Annotated in this window: 17 protein-coding genes, 1 tRNA gene, 1 other RNA gene and 3 pseudogenes; 19 read left to right on the top strand and 3 right to left on the bottom strand. The window is 44.6% G+C overall.

What is annotated here, in order from left to right; all coding sequences use genetic code 11:
- The first annotated feature begins 32 nt into the window (after nucleotides 1-32).
- Genes rapZ through whiA form a run of 3 tightly spaced genes read left to right on the top strand, consistent with a single transcriptional unit; the run spans nucleotide 33 to nucleotide 2,805 of the window.
- Nucleotides 33-923 (top strand): RNase adapter RapZ, encoded by an 891-nt coding sequence (rapZ, locus tag RWX26_RS06340; protein ID WP_002921728.1) that lies wholly within the window; start codon nucleotides 33-35, stop codon nucleotides 921-923.
- Nucleotides 920-1,897, top strand: a complete 978-nt coding sequence (locus RWX26_RS06335) for a YvcK family protein (RefSeq protein WP_002895961.1) — start codon at nucleotides 920-922, stop codon at nucleotides 1,895-1,897. The genes rapZ and RWX26_RS06335 overlap by 4 nt, the downstream gene beginning before the upstream one ends.
- Nucleotides 1,894-2,805: a DNA-binding protein WhiA gene (gene whiA, locus RWX26_RS06330; protein ID WP_314580158.1), complete on the top strand. Its 912-nt coding sequence runs from the start codon at nucleotides 1,894-1,896 to the stop codon at nucleotides 2,803-2,805. The genes RWX26_RS06335 and whiA overlap by 4 nt, the downstream gene beginning before the upstream one ends.
- A gap of 31 nt (nucleotides 2,806-2,836) precedes the next feature.
- On the opposite strand, the gene RWX26_RS06325 is transcribed toward whiA, so the two are convergent.
- Together RWX26_RS06325 and RWX26_RS06320 are read right to left on the bottom strand one after the other, a co-directional pair.
- The gene (locus RWX26_RS06325) at nucleotides 2,837-3,805 is read right to left on the bottom strand and encodes an NAD(P)/FAD-dependent oxidoreductase (RefSeq protein WP_314580156.1); all 969 of its coding nucleotides are present in this window, start codon (nucleotides 3,803-3,805) and stop codon (nucleotides 2,837-2,839) included.
- Nucleotides 3,806-3,916: 111 nt separating this feature from the next.
- Nucleotides 3,917-5,233, bottom strand: coding sequence for an FAD-containing oxidoreductase (locus RWX26_RS06320; RefSeq protein WP_314580153.1), 1,317 nt, complete (start codon nucleotides 5,231-5,233; stop codon nucleotides 3,917-3,919).
- Between the two features lie 189 nt (nucleotides 5,234-5,422).
- Between RWX26_RS06320 and RWX26_RS06315 the strand changes: the two genes are divergently transcribed.
- The 6 genes from RWX26_RS06315 to rpsU all read left to right on the top strand — a co-directional run bounded on the left by RWX26_RS06315 (nucleotide 5,423) and on the right by rpsU (nucleotide 9,872).
- Nucleotides 5,423-5,779: a DUF1304 family protein gene (locus RWX26_RS06315; protein ID WP_314580151.1), complete on the top strand. Its 357-nt coding sequence runs from the start codon at nucleotides 5,423-5,425 to the stop codon at nucleotides 5,777-5,779.
- Nucleotides 5,780-5,891: 112 nt separating this feature from the next.
- Nucleotides 5,892-6,269, top strand: coding sequence for a BlaI/MecI/CopY family transcriptional regulator (locus RWX26_RS06310; RefSeq protein ID WP_002910143.1), 378 nt, complete (start codon nucleotides 5,892-5,894; stop codon nucleotides 6,267-6,269).
- Between the two features lie 15 nt (nucleotides 6,270-6,284).
- Nucleotides 6,285-7,742 carry a M56 family metallopeptidase gene (locus tag RWX26_RS06305; RefSeq protein ID WP_314580149.1) on the top strand — a complete coding sequence of 486 codons (1,458 nt, stop codon included), beginning with the start codon at nucleotides 6,285-6,287 and terminating at the stop codon, nucleotides 7,740-7,742.
- Between the two features lie 377 nt (nucleotides 7,743-8,119).
- Nucleotides 8,120-8,851, top strand: a complete 732-nt coding sequence (locus RWX26_RS06300) for a polyphosphate polymerase domain-containing protein (protein WP_314580147.1) — start codon at nucleotides 8,120-8,122, stop codon at nucleotides 8,849-8,851.
- 11 nt (nucleotides 8,852-8,862) lie between these two features.
- Nucleotides 8,863-9,546 (top strand): DUF4956 domain-containing protein, encoded by a 684-nt coding sequence (locus RWX26_RS06295; RefSeq protein WP_002904175.1) that lies wholly within the window; start codon nucleotides 8,863-8,865, stop codon nucleotides 9,544-9,546.
- A gap of 149 nt (nucleotides 9,547-9,695) precedes the next feature.
- Nucleotides 9,696-9,872, top strand: coding sequence for a 30S ribosomal protein S21 (rpsU, locus tag RWX26_RS06290; protein WP_000048054.1), 177 nt, complete (start codon nucleotides 9,696-9,698; stop codon nucleotides 9,870-9,872).
- Nucleotides 9,873-9,985: 113 nt separating this feature from the next.
- Here rpsU and mscL read toward each other — a convergent pair whose 3' ends face one another.
- Complete coding sequence (gene mscL / locus RWX26_RS06285) at nucleotides 9,986-10,369, bottom strand: large conductance mechanosensitive channel protein MscL (RefSeq protein ID WP_314580144.1); 384 nt, start codon at nucleotides 10,367-10,369, stop codon at nucleotides 9,986-9,988.
- Between the two features lie 154 nt (nucleotides 10,370-10,523).
- Here mscL and dnaG point away from each other — a divergent pair, with 154 nt between their 5' ends.
- From dnaG to RWX26_RS11200, 10 genes and pseudogenes are all read left to right on the top strand, one after another.
- The gene (gene dnaG, locus RWX26_RS06280; protein ID WP_314580142.1) at nucleotides 10,524-12,308 is read left to right on the top strand and encodes a DNA primase; all 1,785 of its coding nucleotides are present in this window, start codon (nucleotides 10,524-10,526) and stop codon (nucleotides 12,306-12,308) included.
- A gap of 2 nt (nucleotides 12,309-12,310) precedes the next feature.
- Nucleotides 12,311-13,423 carry an RNA polymerase sigma factor RpoD gene (rpoD, locus tag RWX26_RS06275; RefSeq protein WP_002897871.1) on the top strand — a complete coding sequence of 371 codons (1,113 nt, stop codon included), beginning with the start codon at nucleotides 12,311-12,313 and terminating at the stop codon, nucleotides 13,421-13,423.
- A 120-nt stretch (nucleotides 13,424-13,543) separates the two neighbouring features.
- Nucleotides 13,544-13,882, top strand: a complete 339-nt coding sequence (locus RWX26_RS06270) for a metal-sulfur cluster assembly factor (RefSeq protein ID WP_002897870.1) — start codon at nucleotides 13,544-13,546, stop codon at nucleotides 13,880-13,882.
- An 81-nt stretch (nucleotides 13,883-13,963) separates the two neighbouring features.
- Nucleotides 13,964-14,312: a transfer-messenger RNA gene (gene ssrA, locus RWX26_RS06265) on the top strand.
- Between the two features lie 166 nt (nucleotides 14,313-14,478).
- Nucleotides 14,479-15,318, top strand: a complete 840-nt coding sequence (locus RWX26_RS06260) for a DUF695 domain-containing protein (protein WP_314580140.1) — start codon at nucleotides 14,479-14,481, stop codon at nucleotides 15,316-15,318.
- 38 nt (nucleotides 15,319-15,356) lie between these two features.
- A tRNA-Ser gene (locus RWX26_RS06255) sits at nucleotides 15,357-15,444 on the top strand.
- A gap of 199 nt (nucleotides 15,445-15,643) precedes the next feature.
- Nucleotides 15,644-15,883: pseudogene (locus tag RWX26_RS06250) on the top strand (accessory Sec-dependent serine-rich glycoprotein adhesin); the annotation flags it as partial.
- A 343-nt stretch (nucleotides 15,884-16,226) separates the two neighbouring features.
- Nucleotides 16,227-16,400: a hypothetical protein gene (locus RWX26_RS06245; RefSeq protein WP_314580138.1), complete on the top strand. Its 174-nt coding sequence runs from the start codon at nucleotides 16,227-16,229 to the stop codon at nucleotides 16,398-16,400.
- 26 nt (nucleotides 16,401-16,426) lie between these two features.
- Nucleotides 16,427-16,702 (top strand): annotated as a pseudogene (locus RWX26_RS11205) (sialoglycan-binding domain-containing protein); the annotation flags it as partial.
- An 18-nt stretch (nucleotides 16,703-16,720) separates the two neighbouring features.
- Nucleotides 16,721-17,723: pseudogene (locus RWX26_RS11200) on the top strand (accessory Sec-dependent LPXTG-anchored adhesin); the annotation flags it as partial.

Below are 17,723 nucleotides of genomic sequence, written 5' to 3'. Positions count from 1 at the left end.
TTTGACGGATTCTATCTGATGAAAGGATTATTATGTCTGAGAAGAAAATTCAGCTTGTCATTGTGACTGGAATGAGCGGGGCGGGGAAAACCGTAGCCATCCAGTCTTTTGAAGACTTAGGTTATTTTACCATTGATAACATGCCGCCAACTCTGGTGCCGAAGTTCTTGCAGCTGGTCGAAGGGACTACTGACAATGATAAATTGGCTCTGGTTGTCGATATGCGCAGCCGTTCCTTCTTTTTGCAAATTCAGAACGTTTTGGATGAATTAGAGCAAAATGAGAATATTGATTTTAAGATTCTTTTCCTAGATGCGGCGGATAAGGAGTTAGTGGCTCGTTACAAGGAAACGCGTCGCAGCCATCCGTTGGCAGCTGATGGAAGGATTTTAGATGGGATTAAACTGGAGCGCGAACTTTTAGCTCCTCTGAAAAATCTTAGCCAAAATGTTGTGGACACAACAGATTTGACACCACGGGAGCTCAGAAAGACCATCTCTGAGCAATTTTCAAATCAGGCTGACATGCATAGTTTCCGCATTGAGGTCATGAGTTTTGGTTTCAAATACGGTCTGCCTTTGGATGCAGACTTGGTCTTTGATGTGCGCTTTCTGCCCAATCCCTACTATAAACCTGAACTGCGCAATCAAACTGGCTTGGACAAGGATGTCTTTGACTATGTCATGAACCATGCCGAGTCAGAAGAATTTTACAAGAACCTGCTAGGCTTGATTGAGCCGATCTTGCCGGGCTATCAGAAGGAAGGAAAGTCTATTCTGACTATTGCTGTGGGCTGTACGGGTGGTCAGCACCGCAGTGTAGCCTTTGCTCAGCGCTTAGCAGATGATTTGGCTAAAAATTGGCCGGTCAATGCCAGTCACCGCGACAAAAACCGTCGGAAAGAAACGGTGAACCGCTCATGAGAAAGCCACGAATTACAGTCATTGGCGGTGGAACAGGAATTTCAGTTATTTTAGACAGCCTACGTAAAAAGGACGTAGAAATTACAGCCATTGTCACAGTAGCAGATGATGGAGGCAGTTCTGGTGAGCTGAGAAAAAACATCCAGCAGCTGACTCCGCCGGGTGACCTGCGAAATGTCCTGGTAGCTATGTCCGACATGCCAAAGTTTTATGAGAAGGTCTTCCAGTATCGCTTTGCGGAAGGAGACGGCGTTCTAGCGGGGCATCCTTTGGGCAATCTGATTATTGCCGGCATTTCCGAAATGCAGGGCTCAACCTATAATGCCATGCAGCTTTTGACCAAGTTTTTCCATACGACAGGAAAAATTTACCCTTCTAGCGACACTCCTTTAACTCTGCATGCTGTGTTTGCAGATGGGACGGAAGTTGTCGGTGAAAGCAATCTGACCAGCAAGAGCGGGATGATTGAGCGGGTCTATGTGACCAATACCTATGATGACAAGAAGCCTGCTGCCAGTAAAAAAGTGGTCGAGAGCATATTAGAAAGCGATATGGTGGTTCTGGGGCCAGGTTCGCTATTTACCTCTATCTTGCCTAATCTCGTTATCGAGGAAATTGGCCAAGCTCTTTTGGATACCAAGGCAGAAGTGGCCTATGTCTGCAATATCATGACCCAGAGAGGCGAAACAGAGCATTTTTCAGACAGCGACCACGTCCAAGTCCTACACCGCCATCTAGGCAGGAAGTTTGTAGATACAGTCTTGGTTAATATCGAACCTGTTCCTCACGAGTATATGGACAGTAATCAGTTTGACGAATATCTGGTACAGGTGGAACATGATTTTCAAGGCTTACAAGAGCAGGTTCCGCGCGTTATTTCTTCGAATTTTCTGCGTTTGGAAAATGGCGGAGCTTTCCATGATGGCGAGTTGGTCGTTGACGAATTGATGCAGATTATACAGGTGCGCAAATGAGCTTTACAGTAAAAGTAAAAGAAGAACTGCTGAGTCTGGCAAGCAGAGATAAAAATGAGCTGTCAGCCATGATCAAGATGTCTGGCAGTCTGGGCTTGGCCAGCAGTGGTTTGACCCTGTCTGTCACAACAGAAAATGCCAAGATTGCCCGCCATCTCTATGAGTTACTGTCGGACCTTTATCAGGTCAAGTCAGAAATCCGCCACCATCAGAAGACTAATCTGCGCAAGAACCGTGTATACACAGTATTTCTGGATCAGAAAGTGGAAGAAATCCTATCTGACCTGCACTTGGCTGACTCCTTTTTTGGTATCGAGGCCGGGATTGATCAGACCATTTTGTCAGATGACGAAGCTAGCCGAGCCTACCTCCGGGGAGCCTTTCTCTCAAATGGCAGCATGCGAGAGCCAGACTCAGGCAAGTACCAGCTGGAAATCTTGTCCGTTTATCTGGATCATGCTGAGGATTTGGCTGCCTTGATGCGGCGTTTTCTGCTGGATGCCAAGACCATTGAGCGTAAGAAAGGGGCTGTCACTTATCTGCAGCGGGCTGAGGATATCATGGATTTTCTCATTGTCATCGGGGCTATGGAAGCCATGGCTGAGTTTGAGTCTCTTAAGCTCATGAGGGAAGCGCGCAATGACCTCAACCGCGCTAATAATGCGGAGACAGCGAACATCGCCCGAACGGTCACAGCCAGTATGAAAACCATCAACAATATTGCTAAAATCAGCGATAATATCGGCATTGAGAGTTTACCTGTAGACCTGCAGGAGGTAGCCCAGCTTCGCATCCAGCATCCAGACTACTCCATCCAGCAGTTAGCCGATAGTTTGAGCCAACCTCTAACTAAGAGCGGTGTCAATCATCGCTTGAGAAAAATCAATAAAATCGCAGATGAATTATAAAAGCTGCCGAGTTTAAGCTCGGCAGCTTTTTTTATAGGCTTGTAGAATGTTTGGGTTGGACTTTTTGCTCAGGATAGATATGGTTAATGGCATTGTTGACAGCAGTAGGTGCCTCACCTAGCCCAGTCGCAATCAAGTCAATCTTTCCCTCGTAGCTGCAGCAGTCACCAGCTGCATAGATACCTGGCACGGAAGTTTCTTGCTTGCTATTGACCAAAATTTTGTGACGGTTGAGCTCCAAGCCCCAATCTTTGAGATTGCCGACAGAGGATTTAAAACCGTAGTTGACAAAGAGATGATCTAGAGGCAGGTTCTGGCTTTCCTCTCCCTTGACTTGGCTGATTTCCAAGTGGGTTATCTTGCCATTTTCGCCGACCAATCGACTAGGTACAAATGGTGTCTTAATCTCAACACTAGAAGCCTTGAGTTCTTCCACACTATGCTCCAAAGCCCGGAAGTTGTCCCGACGATGAACCAGACTAGTTTCTGCGATTTTTTCAAAAGCTAGCGCCCAGTCAACAGCCGAGTCACCGCCACCCAGTACAACAACCTTTTTGCCAGCGTACTGGCTGATGTTTGAAACGTGATAGTGGAGGTTACTGTAGCTTTCAGCATCATCTAGCTCCAAAGCCCTTGGTTTGAAAGCACCGCCACCCATGGCGATGATGATGGTTTTGGTCTGATGCTGGGCTTGAGAAGTCGTGATGGTAAAGCCATCATCCGCTTTGACGATATCCAGCACCGTTTCATTGAGGCAAATCTCAGTCTGGAAAGTTTCCAGCTGCTCAATCAAACGCTGAGTCAACTCTTCACCACTTAAATTGGTAAAGCCTGGCACATCCAGAATCTTCTTCTCTGGATAGAGAATGGCTGGCTGACCACCCAGCTGAGGCAGGGAATCAATGATTTTAACCTTGGCTTGGCGCAGATGGGCGTAAAAAGCTGCGAATAGGCCAACTGGACCGCCGCCGACAATCGTAATATCATACAGTTCAGACATAATTTTCCTCAATCTTTTTAAAATAAACTAGCATTATTGTACCACAAAAAGGGGTTGAAATGTAGGCAAATGTTTTGAAGCCATCTTAAAAGCCCCTGTTGGGGCTTAAAATTAGATAGCAAATAAATCATTGAGGTTTTCCGCCAACGTTGGGTGGGTGAAGATTTGCTTGCTCAAGTAGGTATAAGGAATCTTATTATCCATGGCTACAGTCAGGATATTGATAATTTCCTGAGCCCCTGCTGAGAAGATTGTTGCTCCGACAATTTCCTTGGTTTCAGTGTTGACAACGGCCTTGAAGGCACCACGCAAGTCAGCATTGACATGACCACGAGGCATTGCTGCGACTGGAATCTCCTTAACTGCAATCGGTAGGCCTTGCTCTTGGGCTTCCTTTTCAGTCAATCCGATTTGAGCTAAAGGCGGTGTGATGAACATGCTGGTAGGAACGTTCTTACGGTCTTCCAGTGTGTAGTTGCCGTCACCAGCCAGATAGCTATAAAGGATACGGAAGTCATCCAGTGAGATATAAGTGAACTGTAGACCGCCATTGACATCGCCCGCTGCAAATACACCAGGTACAGATGTTTCCAAGTGCTTGTTGACCTTGATAGCTCCGCGCTCTGTCAGCTCAATGTCAGTATTTTCCAACTTCAGTGGTTCAACATTTGGCTTGCGGCCAGTAGCATAGAGCAAGGCATCAAAGCGGAATTCTCTATCCTCTGTCACAACGACAACTTCAGCACCATCATTTTTAATCTGCTTGGTTTGCACATTTTGCAGGAGCTGGATTCCGTCTTCTTCCATGTACTGCTTAGCTAGAGCAGCGATAGAAGGCTCTACTCGAGGGAGAAAGACAGGAGCAGCATCCAGCACAGTCACCTGACTGCCCAATTTGTTGTAGAGTCCGGCAAATTCTAGGCCGATGTTACCGCCACCCAGAACTCCTAAGCGTTTAGGAAGTTCTTTCAGATTTTGGATGCCAGTTGAGTCATAGACATGCTCAGTTTCAGTCAGTCCTGGAATTGGCAAGACATTGGAAACAGCACCGGTATTGATGACAATAGTTTCAGCAGTCAGTTCCTCTTTTTCATCGCCAGCTGTGATTTCGATGACTTTATTGGAAAGGAAATGAGCTTCCGCATCGATGATGTCAACACCAGCGCCACTGATTGCTGCGTAGTTCTTCCCGTTGAGACGGCTGGTTACAGCGTTCTTTTCAGCCATGACTTGGTCGAAAGCCAGGCCTTTTTCAGCTGCGACAAGCAGGGTCTTAGTTGGGATGCAGGCGATATTAATACAGGTTCCCCCATACATAGCCTTGCTTCGCTCAATCAAAGCAACTTTTTTTCCTTGGGCCGCCATTTTGGCTGCCAATGTTTTACCGGCCTTCCCAAAGCCGATGACAATTAAATCATAGGTTAACATAATTTACCTCCATTTTTCAAAAAAGATTGTATCACATCTAGTCAGAAATTGCTTATTTCTGCTACGCTTTTTTTCTTCAGTATTTTTAGCCTTACTTTTTGTACAGAATGTCCATTTTTGATCAAGATTTTCGCAGTTCCAGTCAGTCTGTGTTATACTAAGTTTCGTTATTTATTTTAGGAGGGTAAAATGTCTATTATTACACTGATTTTGGCAAGCTTGGTTGCCTTGGAATTTTTCTACATCCTGTACTTGGAGACCTTCGCGACAACTTCTGCAGCGACAGCTCGTGTTTTCGGTGTGTCACAAGAGGAGTTGGAGCAGCAGTCAGTCAATACTCTTTTCAAAAACCAAGGAGTTTATAACGGATTGATAGCTGTTTTGGTCTTGATTGCGGCCTTTGTACAGCCTAGTTCGTTTTGGCTGGGAATTTTTATGGTTTATATCATCTTGGTGGCAGCTTACGGTGCAGTGACCAGTGACCCCAAAATCCTGTTCAAGCAGGGAGGGCTGGCTATGCTGACCCTGCTTAGTTTATTTTTCTAAAATAGAGTGAGGAAGTGATTTCCCGCTCTTTTTTATATAATGATTGACTTTTATGTTAGACAAGTGTAGAATAAAGATAGAAATAGCATTATTTAGAAAGCGCGTGGGAACGATGAAAAGATCTATTAAACGTTTGCCAGATGGGGAATTTACTATTTTAAAGGTAATTTGGCAGCTGCCTACCCCGACGACCTCTGCCCGTATCATGGAAAAGCTGGGACCAGACAATCACTGGAAGCCTCAGACTTTGCTGACAGTTTTGGCTCGCTTAACGGAGAAGGGCTTTTTAGACAGTGTCCGCAAGGGACGTGAAAGGCAGTATACAGCCTTGATCTCAGAAGATGAGTATCTGGAAGTTGAGGCTTCGGATTTCTTGAAGCGTCACAGTGGCCGTTCTATGGGCGGGTTTGTCAAAACACTCTTTTCTTCTAACTCCTTTTCGGAAAATGAATTGGATGAGCTGCGTAGTTTGCTCAACCAAGGAAAGTAGGATGGAGGAATAAGCATGAAACAGTTCCTTCTTTCTTTTCTGCTGTCCAGTTTGTCAACATCCATTTTGGTGCTTTTGCTTAGTCTGCTTTTTACGGCCTTTAAGACTAAGATTTCGGTCAGAGTGAAGTATTTTATTTGGTTTTTGATATTGCTGAGTTTTCTGTTTCCGTTCCGTCCCCAATTTGGCTCAGGCCTGATTCGGCTGAATACAGGATCGGTAGTTCAGACAGCAGTGACTGCCACCCAGACAGGTGGAACGCAGGGCGCCTCTCAAACTGTTGAAAAGGCTGCCCAGACAAATCTGTGGGAGGCTTTTCTAAACCTGCCTTGGTTTGAAATTCTCTTTACCATCTGGCTGATTGGCTTTGTCTTTAGCATAGGAAGATACGCTTATTCTTATATTCGCTTCAGAAAGATGCTGAAGCGCTGGGGCACGGAGTTTCAGGACGAAGAAGCGATGGCTCAGCTGCGGGCTGTTCAGCAGGAGATGGGAGTTAAGGGCCGGATTCGTCTGCTCCACTATCCTATGTCCCAAAGCCCCATGCTGCTAGGTTTCAGAGATATTTTAATCGTGCTGCCAGAGTTGGACTACACAGAAGAAGAGCTGCAGCTGATTTTTAAACATGAGCTGACCCACTATAAGCACCGTGATGTTTTAGTTAATCTCTTGGGGATTTTTGCTAAGAGTCTGCACTGGTTTAACCCAGTTGTCCGCTTTGCCTGCCGTGAAACTCAGGAAGCAGGAGAAATGTACTGTGACTATGATGTTCTGAGCAGTAGAGATACAGAGTATCGGACTTTCTACGGTGAAACGATTTTGACCATGATAGACCGCAGTAAGAAGACTCCAATTGCTCTGACGACCTGCTTTTACTCAGACAAGTTTAATCTTAAGCGGCGGATTGTCGGTATTATGGATAACCGCCTGCCTAAGAGGTTTCTGTCTGCTGCCTTTGTAGTAACAGTCCCTCTCCTTTTGCTCTTGACTAGCTCGGTCTTTGCCTTAGAAAGCCCAGAAGCTCAACAAAGCAAGCCTGTGGCGGGACAAAAACAGTCTCAAGGGCTCAGTCAGCGTCAGGCACTAGCATCCGTCTTAAAAGAGCTGTCGCTTTCTGAAACAGATATTAAAGATTTACAAATTTCGCGTGAGAAAGACACCTATAAAATTCGCTTCTCACATGGGCAAACAGCCCATGAAACCATTGTCAATGCTAAGGATGGAAAACTGATCCAATCCAAGCAGCATACTATTGTCGAAAAGACGGTAACGGTCGAAAAAGAAGTCAACCCATCCTCGTCAGCTGCATCAACTCCAGCTGATAACAGCTCTACTGCAGGCTCAGGGAATACGGGAGCAGCGGGCTCTACTGGAGCTAGTACAGCAACAGTTCAAACTCCGTCTCAGAACAGTTCCTCTCATACGACAGACACTGATGATTCGGACGATGATGATGACCATGATGACGATTAAATAAAGGATTCTGCCAGTTTAAGTTTCTTAAAAGCTTAGACTGGTAGAATTTTATTATCTTCTCAAAGGGGGATTTGGTAATCCTCCAAGAGCAGTTTGTCATCAGTTTATCTTTATTTTAGGACGATTTTGCTTACAGTTTGTACTTCGTTTCCTAATGCTAAAAAAACTGAAAGATTATTTATCTTTTTTCTTGACATTCATAAACGACAATTGTAGAATATATTTATAAACTACATTTGTAGAATGTTTTTGAAATATACTGCTTGGAAAGGAGAAGAAAGCAAAGCTTATCCAGACGCTTGTAGGATGCAGAGCGGAAGCTCTATTTCTTTTAAAAGCACAAACTACATTTGTAGAATCAAAGGAGAATTCAAATGAAACAAAAGCAAATCCAAACAAACTTCCAACGGATCGAAACGAAGTATATTCTTGATCGAGCAATGTTAGCTCGTCTTGAAGCTGATATGAGACCTTACCTAACCGCAGATGATTATGCGACATCAACCATTTCTAATGTGTATTTTGATAATGATGAGTTCCAGATGATTCAGGATTCCATTGCCAGAAAAGGCGGTCGCGAAAAAATGCGGATGAGGACTTATGCTGAGCAGCCGAATGATGATAGTCAAGTTTTCTTGGAAATCAAGAAGAAACGTGATGAAGTAGGCTTCAAATACCGTTTGGTTTCGAATCCTCTCTCTGTGACCAACTATATTGTGAACGGTGTGGCAGACCATACTATTTCTGATAATCGGGTCAAGGCAGAAGTGGAGCAGTTGCAGGAGCGCTATATAGATTTGAAGCCAAAAATGGTGATTAGCTATGACCGCTACTCTATGAGAGGCTTGGAAGATAAAAAGGTACGTGTGACAGTTGATTCCAACATCCGCTACCGAGATTATGATGTAGACTTGGCTTTAGGCCGCTATGGACTGCCCTTGCTGGAAGACGACAAGGTGATTATGGAAATCAAGGTTCCTGGTCAATATCCTCAGTGGTTGGCTGATATTCTGAACAAATACGGTCTTGAAGACCAGTCCTTCTCAAAATACGGCAAAGCCTACCTGAAAACTAAAGAAAGGCTGACTCAAACAGTCAAGGCCTAAGGAGGTAGTCTATGCTTAATCAGTTATTTAACAGTATCTACTCCTCTACGGAGGTCAAGATAAATCCTTTAGCATTGATTTTTTCACTAGCAACTAGTGTGGTTTTAGGAATTATATTGGCCAAGGTCTATAAGCGCCAGACTATTTATACCAAGGAATTTGTCGTCACTCTCTCCCTTTTGCCAGCCATTATTTCCATTATCATCTTCTTGGTTAATGGAAATTTGGGTACCAGTGTCGCCGTAGCAGGGACTTTCAGTTTGATTCGCTTCCGGTCGGCCGCAGGTGGCTCCAAGGAGCTCTTAGCTATCTTTATGGCGACGGCTATCGGGATTACAACAGGAATGGGATTTGTAGCACTGGGAATTGTCTTTACTCTAGCTATTTCAGGCATCTGGATGCTCTTTGAAAAGATGAGCTTTACTTCAGTCAGTCCGACCAGACGTTATGTCCAGGTTCAGGTTCCAGCTGATTTTGACTACGAAGTACTCTTTGATGCTATCTTTGCAACGACTTGTAAATCAGCAGAACTGACCTCTCTCAAGTCGGCTGAAAAGAAGTCTATCAAGCTGGACTATGTTGTTGACTTGAATCCTGACATGAGCGACAGGGAGCTTATTCAGCAGTTCCTGTTCTACGATAAGGTTCAGGACATTTCCCTTTCCAAAGCCGCTAAAAAGCGCAAAACTCTATAAGCAGAAGAAGACCAGCTGCAGCAGAGCAGTTGGTTTTCTTGTTTTTGTATAATAAAAAGGAGCTACATTATACTTACAGAAAATACTTGACACTCTTTTCTATATGTGGTATGATTATATAGATTTTGGACTTGAAGGGAGTGAAAAAAATGTCAAAAACAGTAGTACGCAAGAATGAATCACTTGATGATGCACTTCGTCGTTTCAAACGTGCGGTTACTAAAGCTGGTACTCTTCAAGAAACACGCAAACGTGAATTCTATGAAAAACCTTCTGTAAAACGCAAACGCAAATCAGAAGCAGCTCGTAAACGTAAAAAATTCTAATTAAACAAAAAAGCAGACCCCGGTCTGTTTTTTGTTTTGGCTCTTTGGAGAGAAGAGGATGATCATGAGCAACAGGCAAGAAAAAAACACTGATTTTCATCAGTGAATTCTCTTTATTTTTTCTCAGCCAACAAAGCTTTGATTTCTTGCAGGACTTCCAATTCAGTTGGTCCAGCCGGCGCTTCTTCAACTTCTTCCTTCTTCTTAGCAAGGCTTTGTGCTTTTTCAGCAGACTTGACGATGAAGAAAAGAACAGTACCGATTACCAAGAAGTTAATCACGGCGCTCATGAAGTTACCATAGGCAATCCCGTTCCATTTCAATTGAGAAATTTGCTCCAAGTTTGCAGCTTTCAAAATTGGGTTGAGGAAGAGAGGAGTGATTACGTCAGTAATCAATGAAGTGACGATTGCTCCAAAAGCGTTGGCGATGATTACACCGACTGCCAAATCAATCACGTTCCCGCGCAGCAAGAATTCTTTAAGATCCTTTAACATTCTTTCTTTCCTTTCAAGAATTTATTAATGAGATTATATTATAGCTTATTTATATGACATCCTCAAGATATTTGTTTGTCAAATATTTTACATTTGCATCATTTTAGTATAAAATATAGAATGATATTCTATGATAAATTGGAGGTATTGTCTCTTGATTGATAAAGAAATCATTTCTGACATTAAAAACAGCGTCAATATCGTCGATGTCATAGGAGAAACAGTGGCCTTGACTAAGGCCGGGCGGAATTATCTGGGACTCTGTCCCTTTCACGGTGAAAAGACGCCCTCTTTTAACGTTGTAGAGGACAAGCAGTTTTATCACTGTTTTGGCTGCGGCAAGTCGGGCGATGTTTTCAAATTCATTGAGGATTACCGAGGCGTTTCCTTTATGGATGCTGTGCAGATTGTGGCAGAGCGGGCAGGGATTCCTCTGGCTGTGGAGACAGCGGGCAATGACCGACCGAGACAAAGCCATCCGCATCAGGATCTCTACGATATTCATACTGAGGCAGCCAAGTTTTACCATGCGGTCCTGATGACGACCAAGATGGGCGAGGAAGCGCGGACTTATCTCTACCAGCGAGGTCTGACAGATGATGTTCTCAAGCATTTTCAAATCGGACTGGCTCCAAATGAAGGCAATTATCTTCATAAGAGTATGTCTGGCAAATTTGATGAGAATACCATTATGAACTCGGGTCTCTTCAATCTGGCGGAGAATAATCTGGTTTATGATGCCTTTCAGAACCGGATTATGTTTCCACTGACCAATGACAGCGGTCAGGTTGTGGCCTTTTCCGGACGGATTTGGCAGCCTTCGGCTTCAGATGGTCACCAGGCCAAGTATAAGAATACCCGCAGCACGGCAATTTTCAATAAAAGCTACGAGCTTTATCATCTGGATAAGGCCAAGCCGGTTATTAAGAAGAGTCATGAAGTCTATCTGATGGAGGGCTTCATGGATGTGATTGCGGCTTATCGGGCTGGGATTGAAAATGCTGTGGCCTCCATGGGAACGGCTCTGACACCCGAGCATGTCCAGCACCTGAGCAAGTACTGTAAGAAGATCATCCTATCCTACGATGGAGATAAGGCAGGGCAGGCAGCGACTGCTAAGGCTTTGGATGAGCTGAGAGATATGACGGTGGAAATTGTTCGGATTCCCGATAATTTGGATCCGGATGAGTTTCTCGCTAAAAATTCTGAGGAAGACTTGCAGCATTTGCTGAGCAAAACGCGAATAAGTAATGTGGAGTTTCTGCTGCATCATCTGAAACCAGATAATATTGAAAATCTACAGGCTCAGATTGAGTTTGTAGAGAAGATGGCGCCGATTATTGCGAAGACCAAGTCCATCACAGCTCAGAACTCCTATATTTACATGCTGGCTGAGTTGCTGCCGGACTTTGACTATCAGCAGGTGGAACAGACGGTGAATAACAGCCGGCTGGCTGAGCGCTCTAGTCGCAGTCAGGAGGTGCCCACTCAGCAGTCTCAGCCAGTCGTCATGCAGTTTTCGCCTTCGAATCGGCTGACTCGTCTCATGAGGGCGGAAAATCATATCTTCCACCGCATGCTGCATCATCCTTTGATTTTGAACCAATATCGGCTGAGAGAAGACTTTGCCTTTGACTCGGAAGACTTGCAGACCTTGTATGAGATTTTATTGGCAAACGGCGAGCTGACTCCGCAGGATTTGTCCCAGCTGCCGGATCATGTCCAGCAGGCTTGGTACCGCGTCTTGGAAGAAGACTTGCCTGATGAGGTTTTGGAAGATGAGTTGAAAGAAGTGGAAGAAACCAGAGAGCGGGAGATTTTGCGCAAGCATAATCAGTATATTAGTAAGAAGATTCGAGAAGCCTCTCACAGCGGAGATACGGATACAGCCCTGTCCGAGCTAGAGCGCTTGATTGAGCAAAAAAGAAGAATGGAGTAGGAATGGCTACAAAACAAAAAGAAGTAACAACATTAGACGTTCAAATTGCAGAATTTATCCGCAACCACAAGCAGACAGGGGTTGCGACCGATGATGAAATCAATGACCAACTGGTCATTCCTTTCACTTTGGACGCTGATGGGATTGAGGATTTGCTGCAGCGCATTCAGGATGCTGGTATCTCAATTACAGATAAAGAAGGAAATCCCAGCGCGCGCGTCTTAAATAACGAAGAGGAAGAAGCAGAGCTGACGGATGAGGAGCTCTTAGGTAGCAATTCAGCCAAGGTCAATGACCCAGTCCGCATGTATCTGAAAGAAATCGGGGTTGTGCCGCTTCTCAGCAATGAAGAAGAGCAGGAGTTGGCTATCTTGGTAGAACAGGGAGACTTGGAAGCCAAGCAGCGTCTGGCTGAGGCCAATCTTCGTCTGGTTGTTTCCATTGCCAAGCGCTATGTCGGCCGTGGTATGCAGTTCCTTGATTTGATTCAAGAAGGAAACATGGGGCTGATGAAGGCCGTTGATAAGTTTGACTACACCAAAGGATTTAAGTTTTCAACTTATGCGACTTGGTGGATTCGTCAGGCTATCACCCGTGCGATTGCCGATCAAGCTCGGACTATTCGGATCCCAGTCCACATGGTGGAAACTATTAACAAGCTGGTCCGTGAGCAACGCAATCTCTTGCAGGAATTAGGTCAAGACCCAACACCAGAGCAAATCGCTGAGCGTATGGATATGACACCTGACAAAGTTCGTGAGATTCTCAAGATTGCCCAAGAGCCAGTTTCCTTGGAGACACCTATCGGTGAAGAAGATGACAGTCATCTGGGCGACTTTATCGAAGATGAAGTGATTGAAAATCCAGTCGACTATACAACTCGTGTCGTCCTTCGTGAGCAGCTGGATGAGGTCTTGGATACGCTGACAGACCGCGAGGAAAATGTCTTACGACTGCGCTTTGGTTTAGACGATGGAAAAATGCGGACACTGGAAGATGTCGGCAAGGTCTTCAATGTCACCCGCGAGCGTATTCGCCAGATTGAAGCCAAAGCCCTGCGTAAACTTCGCCATCCAAGCCGCAGCAAACCACTCAGAGACTTTATTGAAGATTAAGAAATGAAGAGCGTAACGAGGGGCAGAGCAGGAAAGCTTCAAGCCGGCAATCCTAGCTGAAAACAAAAGTTCTCTCGAGCTAACTTGAAATTTCTGCTATATCTATAAGGAGGATATTGCATGTCAGAACAAAAATACAGCCCTGAAGAGGTTGAAAAGATTAAAACGCGTATTTTGGAGAGCTTGGAGCAGGTCATTGACCCAGAGCTGGGGATTGATATTGTCAATCTAGGCTTAATCTATGAAATCCGTTTTGACGAGACCAATGGGGAAACGGAAATCGATATGACCCTGACAACCATGGGATGCCCTCTGGCGGATCTTCTGACTGACCAGATCTATGATGCTATGTCAGATGTTCCCGAGGTTACCAAGACGGATGTTAAGTTGGTTTGGTACCCAGCTTGGACGGTGGAAAAGATGAGCCGTTATGCTCGAATTGCTTTGGGGATTCGCTAAGAACTAATAGTAAGTAATGGCCTGCTGCGTGCAGGCTTTTGCTTTTTTTAGCAGATTCTGTTATAATGTTCCTATTGTCTTGGGGTCGTTACGGATTCGACAGGCATTATGAGGCACATTTTGCAACCCATCTAGCGGATGTAAAACGCCAGTTAAATATAACTGCAAAAAATAACAATTCTTACGCTTTAGCTGCCTAAAAACCAGCCAGCGTGACCCGATTCGGATTGCTTGTGTCTGATGACAGGTCTTATTATGAGCAAGCTACGGCAAAATCTGGTCTAGGGATTTTGCAAGAGATTGATAGACTCGCTTGACTTGGGCTTGAGCTATGTGTCAAAGTTAAGTTAAATCAATACATAGCCTATGGTTGTAGACAAATGTGTTAGCAGGTGTTTGGACGTGGGTTCGACTCCCACCGGCTCCATTATTTTAAAGCCTTTCTAAAACGTTGAGAAATCAGCGTTTTTTGCTTTTGCTATGTTCAGGAAATCTTGATTTCTGTTTGAAAAAGTAATACAATGATGTTAGTGATGACAAAGGAAATATTGGTATTTCTAGTTGGTCAATTTCATAAGTATTAAGGGAAGTTTGATATGAGTTTTTTTAAGAATCTGTTTGGTAAGAAGCAAGAGGAAGAGAAAGTAGAAAAGGTAGAAGAAGTAGTGCTTGATGTGCCTTCTGAGAATCCTTTTCCAAGTGAGTGGGGGTCTTTCTCGACCTATATTGACGACAAGTTGGCTAGTATCCGTCTGAATCTAGCTCTTGCTGATGAGGCACCCTATCCTCTCTATGCCTATGCTATGAGGCTCAAAATATCGCTCCTCCAGTACGATGGGGAGACGGGTTTTCCATCTAGTGAAGAGTTTAAGGAGTTGAATGTGATTGAAGATCGGCTTTCTGAGGCTTTGGGACAGGTCGGCGGCATTCATGTTGGCGTAATTACGACGGATGGAAATATTGAGTTTTATTATTATCTGCAAGACAAAAAGAGCCATCTGGAGCCGATTGCAAACGTGATGCGCGACTTTCCAGACCGCCGCTACGACTCAGCGACCTTGGAAGATGAGGAGTGGGATCAGTACTTTGACTTTCTCTATCCTAATGAATACGAGTATCAGACCATTCTCAATCAGCGGGTCTGGTACCAGCTGGAGCAAGACGGCGATGACCATAGTCAGGAGCGCGAGATTGACCATTGGGCATATTTTGCCTCTGAGCAAGACCGAGATGGCTTCCTAAAGGAAGTAGAAGAGCTGGGCTATAGCCTCGTATCTGCTGAAAAGATAGAAGATGCGGACAAACCTTATCAACTGCATGTGCTTCGTATGGATACGACAGAAATCTTTGATTTGAACCAGAACGTTTGGACTTTGGTCGAATTTGTGAAAAAATTTAACGGAAACTATGGCGGTTGGGGCTGTAATGTGGTATAATGATTAAAGTTTTGAGAAAGCTGGGCTTTCTCTTTTGTGGAAGATTACTCAAGAGGCTTAAGAGGCTGTGTTGGAAACGCAGTAGGCGTGTAAAAGCGTGCGTGGGTTCGAATCCCATGTCTTCCGTCATCATATGCAAGAAACGCTGTTTGGCGTTTTTTTATTTGTTGAAGGAGATGAAAGTTGCTTTAATATGAATATTTTTTGGGAATACTTGAAAACAATTTCAGCAAAAAAATAAGTAAATTATTGTTCACTTTATCAAATAGTGTGGTAAAATGGGATTAATGGATTTTTAAAAAGGATATAAATTAAAGGGAGAATTATGTTTTTTAAACGTCAAAAAGGTAAGTACCACGAAGTAGAGCGTGTGACTCGTTTTAAGCTGATTAAATCGGGTAAGCATTGGCTGCGTGCTGCGACATCACAGTTCGGCCTTTTTAGATCAATGAGAGGGGGAGGCCTTTCATCGATCGAGCTCAAGGTAACGGAAGAACAAGTTTCCGATAAGAAGAGCGGCATAGACTTTTTGAGGGGCATTGTCGCCACGGGAGCCGTGCTGGGCGGAGCTGTTGTGACAAACACAATTGTCCATGCGGAAGAAGAGCAGGCTCTGGAAAAAGTCATTGACACGACAGACGTTTTAGCGACACGTGGTGAAACAGTTTTAGGAGAAGAAAGCAGTGCTGCTGAAGCAGCGACCGCAACGGCAAGCTCACATACTGAGTCAGAGTCTGTATCAGATACATCCTCAGCCAGTGCCAGTGCTTCTGTCAGTGCATCTATCTCAGCCAGCATCTCAGCTTCAGAGTCAATGTCGCAGTCTAGCTCTGCCTCTATCAGTGCCAGCACATCTCAAGTAGTCTCAGATTCCTTAAGTGTATCTGAGTCTCTTTCAGTGTCTTCAAGTGCATCAGCTTCAGTCAGAGCTAGTACTAGTCAGCCAACCAGTTCTTCTCAGTCAGTTTCTGCCAGTCAGACCTCTGCATCGTCTGCATCAGAAACCGGCAACTCTACAAGCAGCCAGCAGTCTACAGAATCCTCTAGTCAGACTGGGCGTAGAAGAACGCGTCGTGACGTAGCAAATGCTGTTGATACAGAGAGACCTGTTGTTAATGTTCCAAGTGAAATTACAGTTTATAGAGGAGAGTCATTCGAATATTATGCGACTGTTACAGATAATTCGAATGCTTTTGATATATCCAGAACACGATATCGTTGGCTATATAATAATGGCGATGATAGAGCTACTAATTGGGTTCAACATTCAGTTCAACAAGAAGGTAATCAACTAAAGGTTCGAATTTATGGAAATGTTCCTGTTGATACAGCTATTGGCGACTATACGCGTTATATCGTTGCTACAGATGCCGCGGGTAACGTGAATGTAACGCAACAAGAAATGAATGCTGCGGCTAAAAAAAGAGAAGTTAACGGTCAGTTTATGTTAATTATTCGATACAGACCAAACCTTCCTGAGAATACTGTTTTAGTCAATAATCCAAATCAATTATCTGAAACTGAAAAAAATCAGGTCAGAGAAGCAATTAAGCAGAGTAATCCAAACTTAAGACCACAAGACGTTGCAGGTAACAATTTAAATACTGCTATTTCCGTTTCTAATAATGGTACGACTACTATAACATTCAGAGATAGTCGGACGGCTACTGTTGAGGGCAGTAAGTTGGTAGATACAAGAGAAGGAAGTACTTCCAAATCTGCAAGCACCTCCGCATCCGTCAGTGCCTCTACCTCAACAATCGAATCTATTGCGGAAAGTAAGTCAGCCTCTGTTAGTGCCTCAACTTCAGCAAGCAGTTCCGCGTCAACGAGTGCTTCTGTGTCAATTAAGACCTCTGCGTCAACGAGTGCTTCTGTGTCAATTAAGACCTCTGCGTCAACAAGTGCGTCTGTGAGCGCAAGTACATCTGCTTCAACAAGTGCATCTGTGTCAGCAAGCACCTCAGCATCTACAAGTGCGTCCGTAAGTGCAAGTACATCTGCATCAACCAGCGCTTCAGTGAGCGCAAGTACTTCAGCGTCAACGAGTGCCTCAGTGTCAGCAAGTACGTCCGCTTCAACGAGTGCGTCAGTCAGCGCAAGTACCTCAGCATCGACGAGTGCGTCGGTATCAGCAAGCACGTCCGCTTCAACAAGTGCGTCAGTGAGTGCAAGTACATCTGCATCGACGAGTGCGTCGGTATCTGCAAGTACCTCAGCCTCAACAAGTGCAACTGTATCTGCAAGTACGTCCGCTTCAACAAGTGCTTCAGTCAGCGCTAGCACGTCTGCGTCGACGAGTGCGTCCGTAAGCGCAAGTACCTCAGCTTCAACTAGTGCTTCAGTGAGCGCAAGTACCTCAGCGTCGACAAGTGCATCCGTATCTGCAAGCACGTCCGCTTCAA

Source organism: uncultured Streptococcus sp. (genome assembly GCF_963536705.1).
In the GTDB taxonomy this organism is placed as follows: domain Bacteria; phylum Bacillota; class Bacilli; order Lactobacillales; family Streptococcaceae; genus Streptococcus.
The sequence above is the reverse complement of the archived record's forward strand: the minus strand, read 5'-3'. Positions and strand labels throughout refer to the sequence as shown.

Coding starts and splice junctions, on each gene's coding strand:
- RWX26_RS06295 (WP_002904175.1), top strand. CDS start 8,863: ATGCTTAATCAGTTATTTAACAGTATCTACTCCTCTACGGAGGTCAAG.
- RWX26_RS06270 (WP_002897870.1), top strand. CDS start 13,544: ATGTCAGAACAAAAATACAGCCCTGAAGAGGTTGAAAAGATTAAAACG.
- RWX26_RS06310 (WP_002910143.1), top strand. CDS start 5,892: ATGAAAAGATCTATTAAACGTTTGCCAGATGGGGAATTTACTATTTTA.
- mscL (WP_314580144.1), bottom strand. CDS start 10,369: ATGTTAAAGGATCTTAAAGAATTCTTGCTGCGCGGGAACGTGATTGAT.
- RWX26_RS06300 (WP_314580147.1), top strand. CDS start 8,120: ATGAAACAAAAGCAAATCCAAACAAACTTCCAACGGATCGAAACGAAG.
- RWX26_RS06335 (WP_002895961.1), top strand. CDS start 920: ATGAGAAAGCCACGAATTACAGTCATTGGCGGTGGAACAGGAATTTCA.
- RWX26_RS06325 (WP_314580156.1), bottom strand. CDS start 3,805: ATGTCTGAACTGTATGATATTACGATTGTCGGCGGCGGTCCAGTTGGC.
- rpsU (WP_000048054.1), top strand. CDS start 9,696: ATGTCAAAAACAGTAGTACGCAAGAATGAATCACTTGATGATGCACTT.
- RWX26_RS06260 (WP_314580140.1), top strand. CDS start 14,479: ATGAGTTTTTTTAAGAATCTGTTTGGTAAGAAGCAAGAGGAAGAGAAA.
- RWX26_RS06305 (WP_314580149.1), top strand. CDS start 6,285: ATGAAACAGTTCCTTCTTTCTTTTCTGCTGTCCAGTTTGTCAACATCC.
- rpoD (WP_002897871.1), top strand. CDS start 12,311: ATGGCTACAAAACAAAAAGAAGTAACAACATTAGACGTTCAAATTGCA.
- RWX26_RS06320 (WP_314580153.1), bottom strand. CDS start 5,233: ATGTTAACCTATGATTTAATTGTCATCGGCTTTGGGAAGGCCGGTAAA.
- rapZ (WP_002921728.1), top strand. CDS start 33: ATGTCTGAGAAGAAAATTCAGCTTGTCATTGTGACTGGAATGAGCGGG.
- whiA (WP_314580158.1), top strand. CDS start 1,894: ATGAGCTTTACAGTAAAAGTAAAAGAAGAACTGCTGAGTCTGGCAAGC.
- RWX26_RS06315 (WP_314580151.1), top strand. CDS start 5,423: ATGTCTATTATTACACTGATTTTGGCAAGCTTGGTTGCCTTGGAATTT.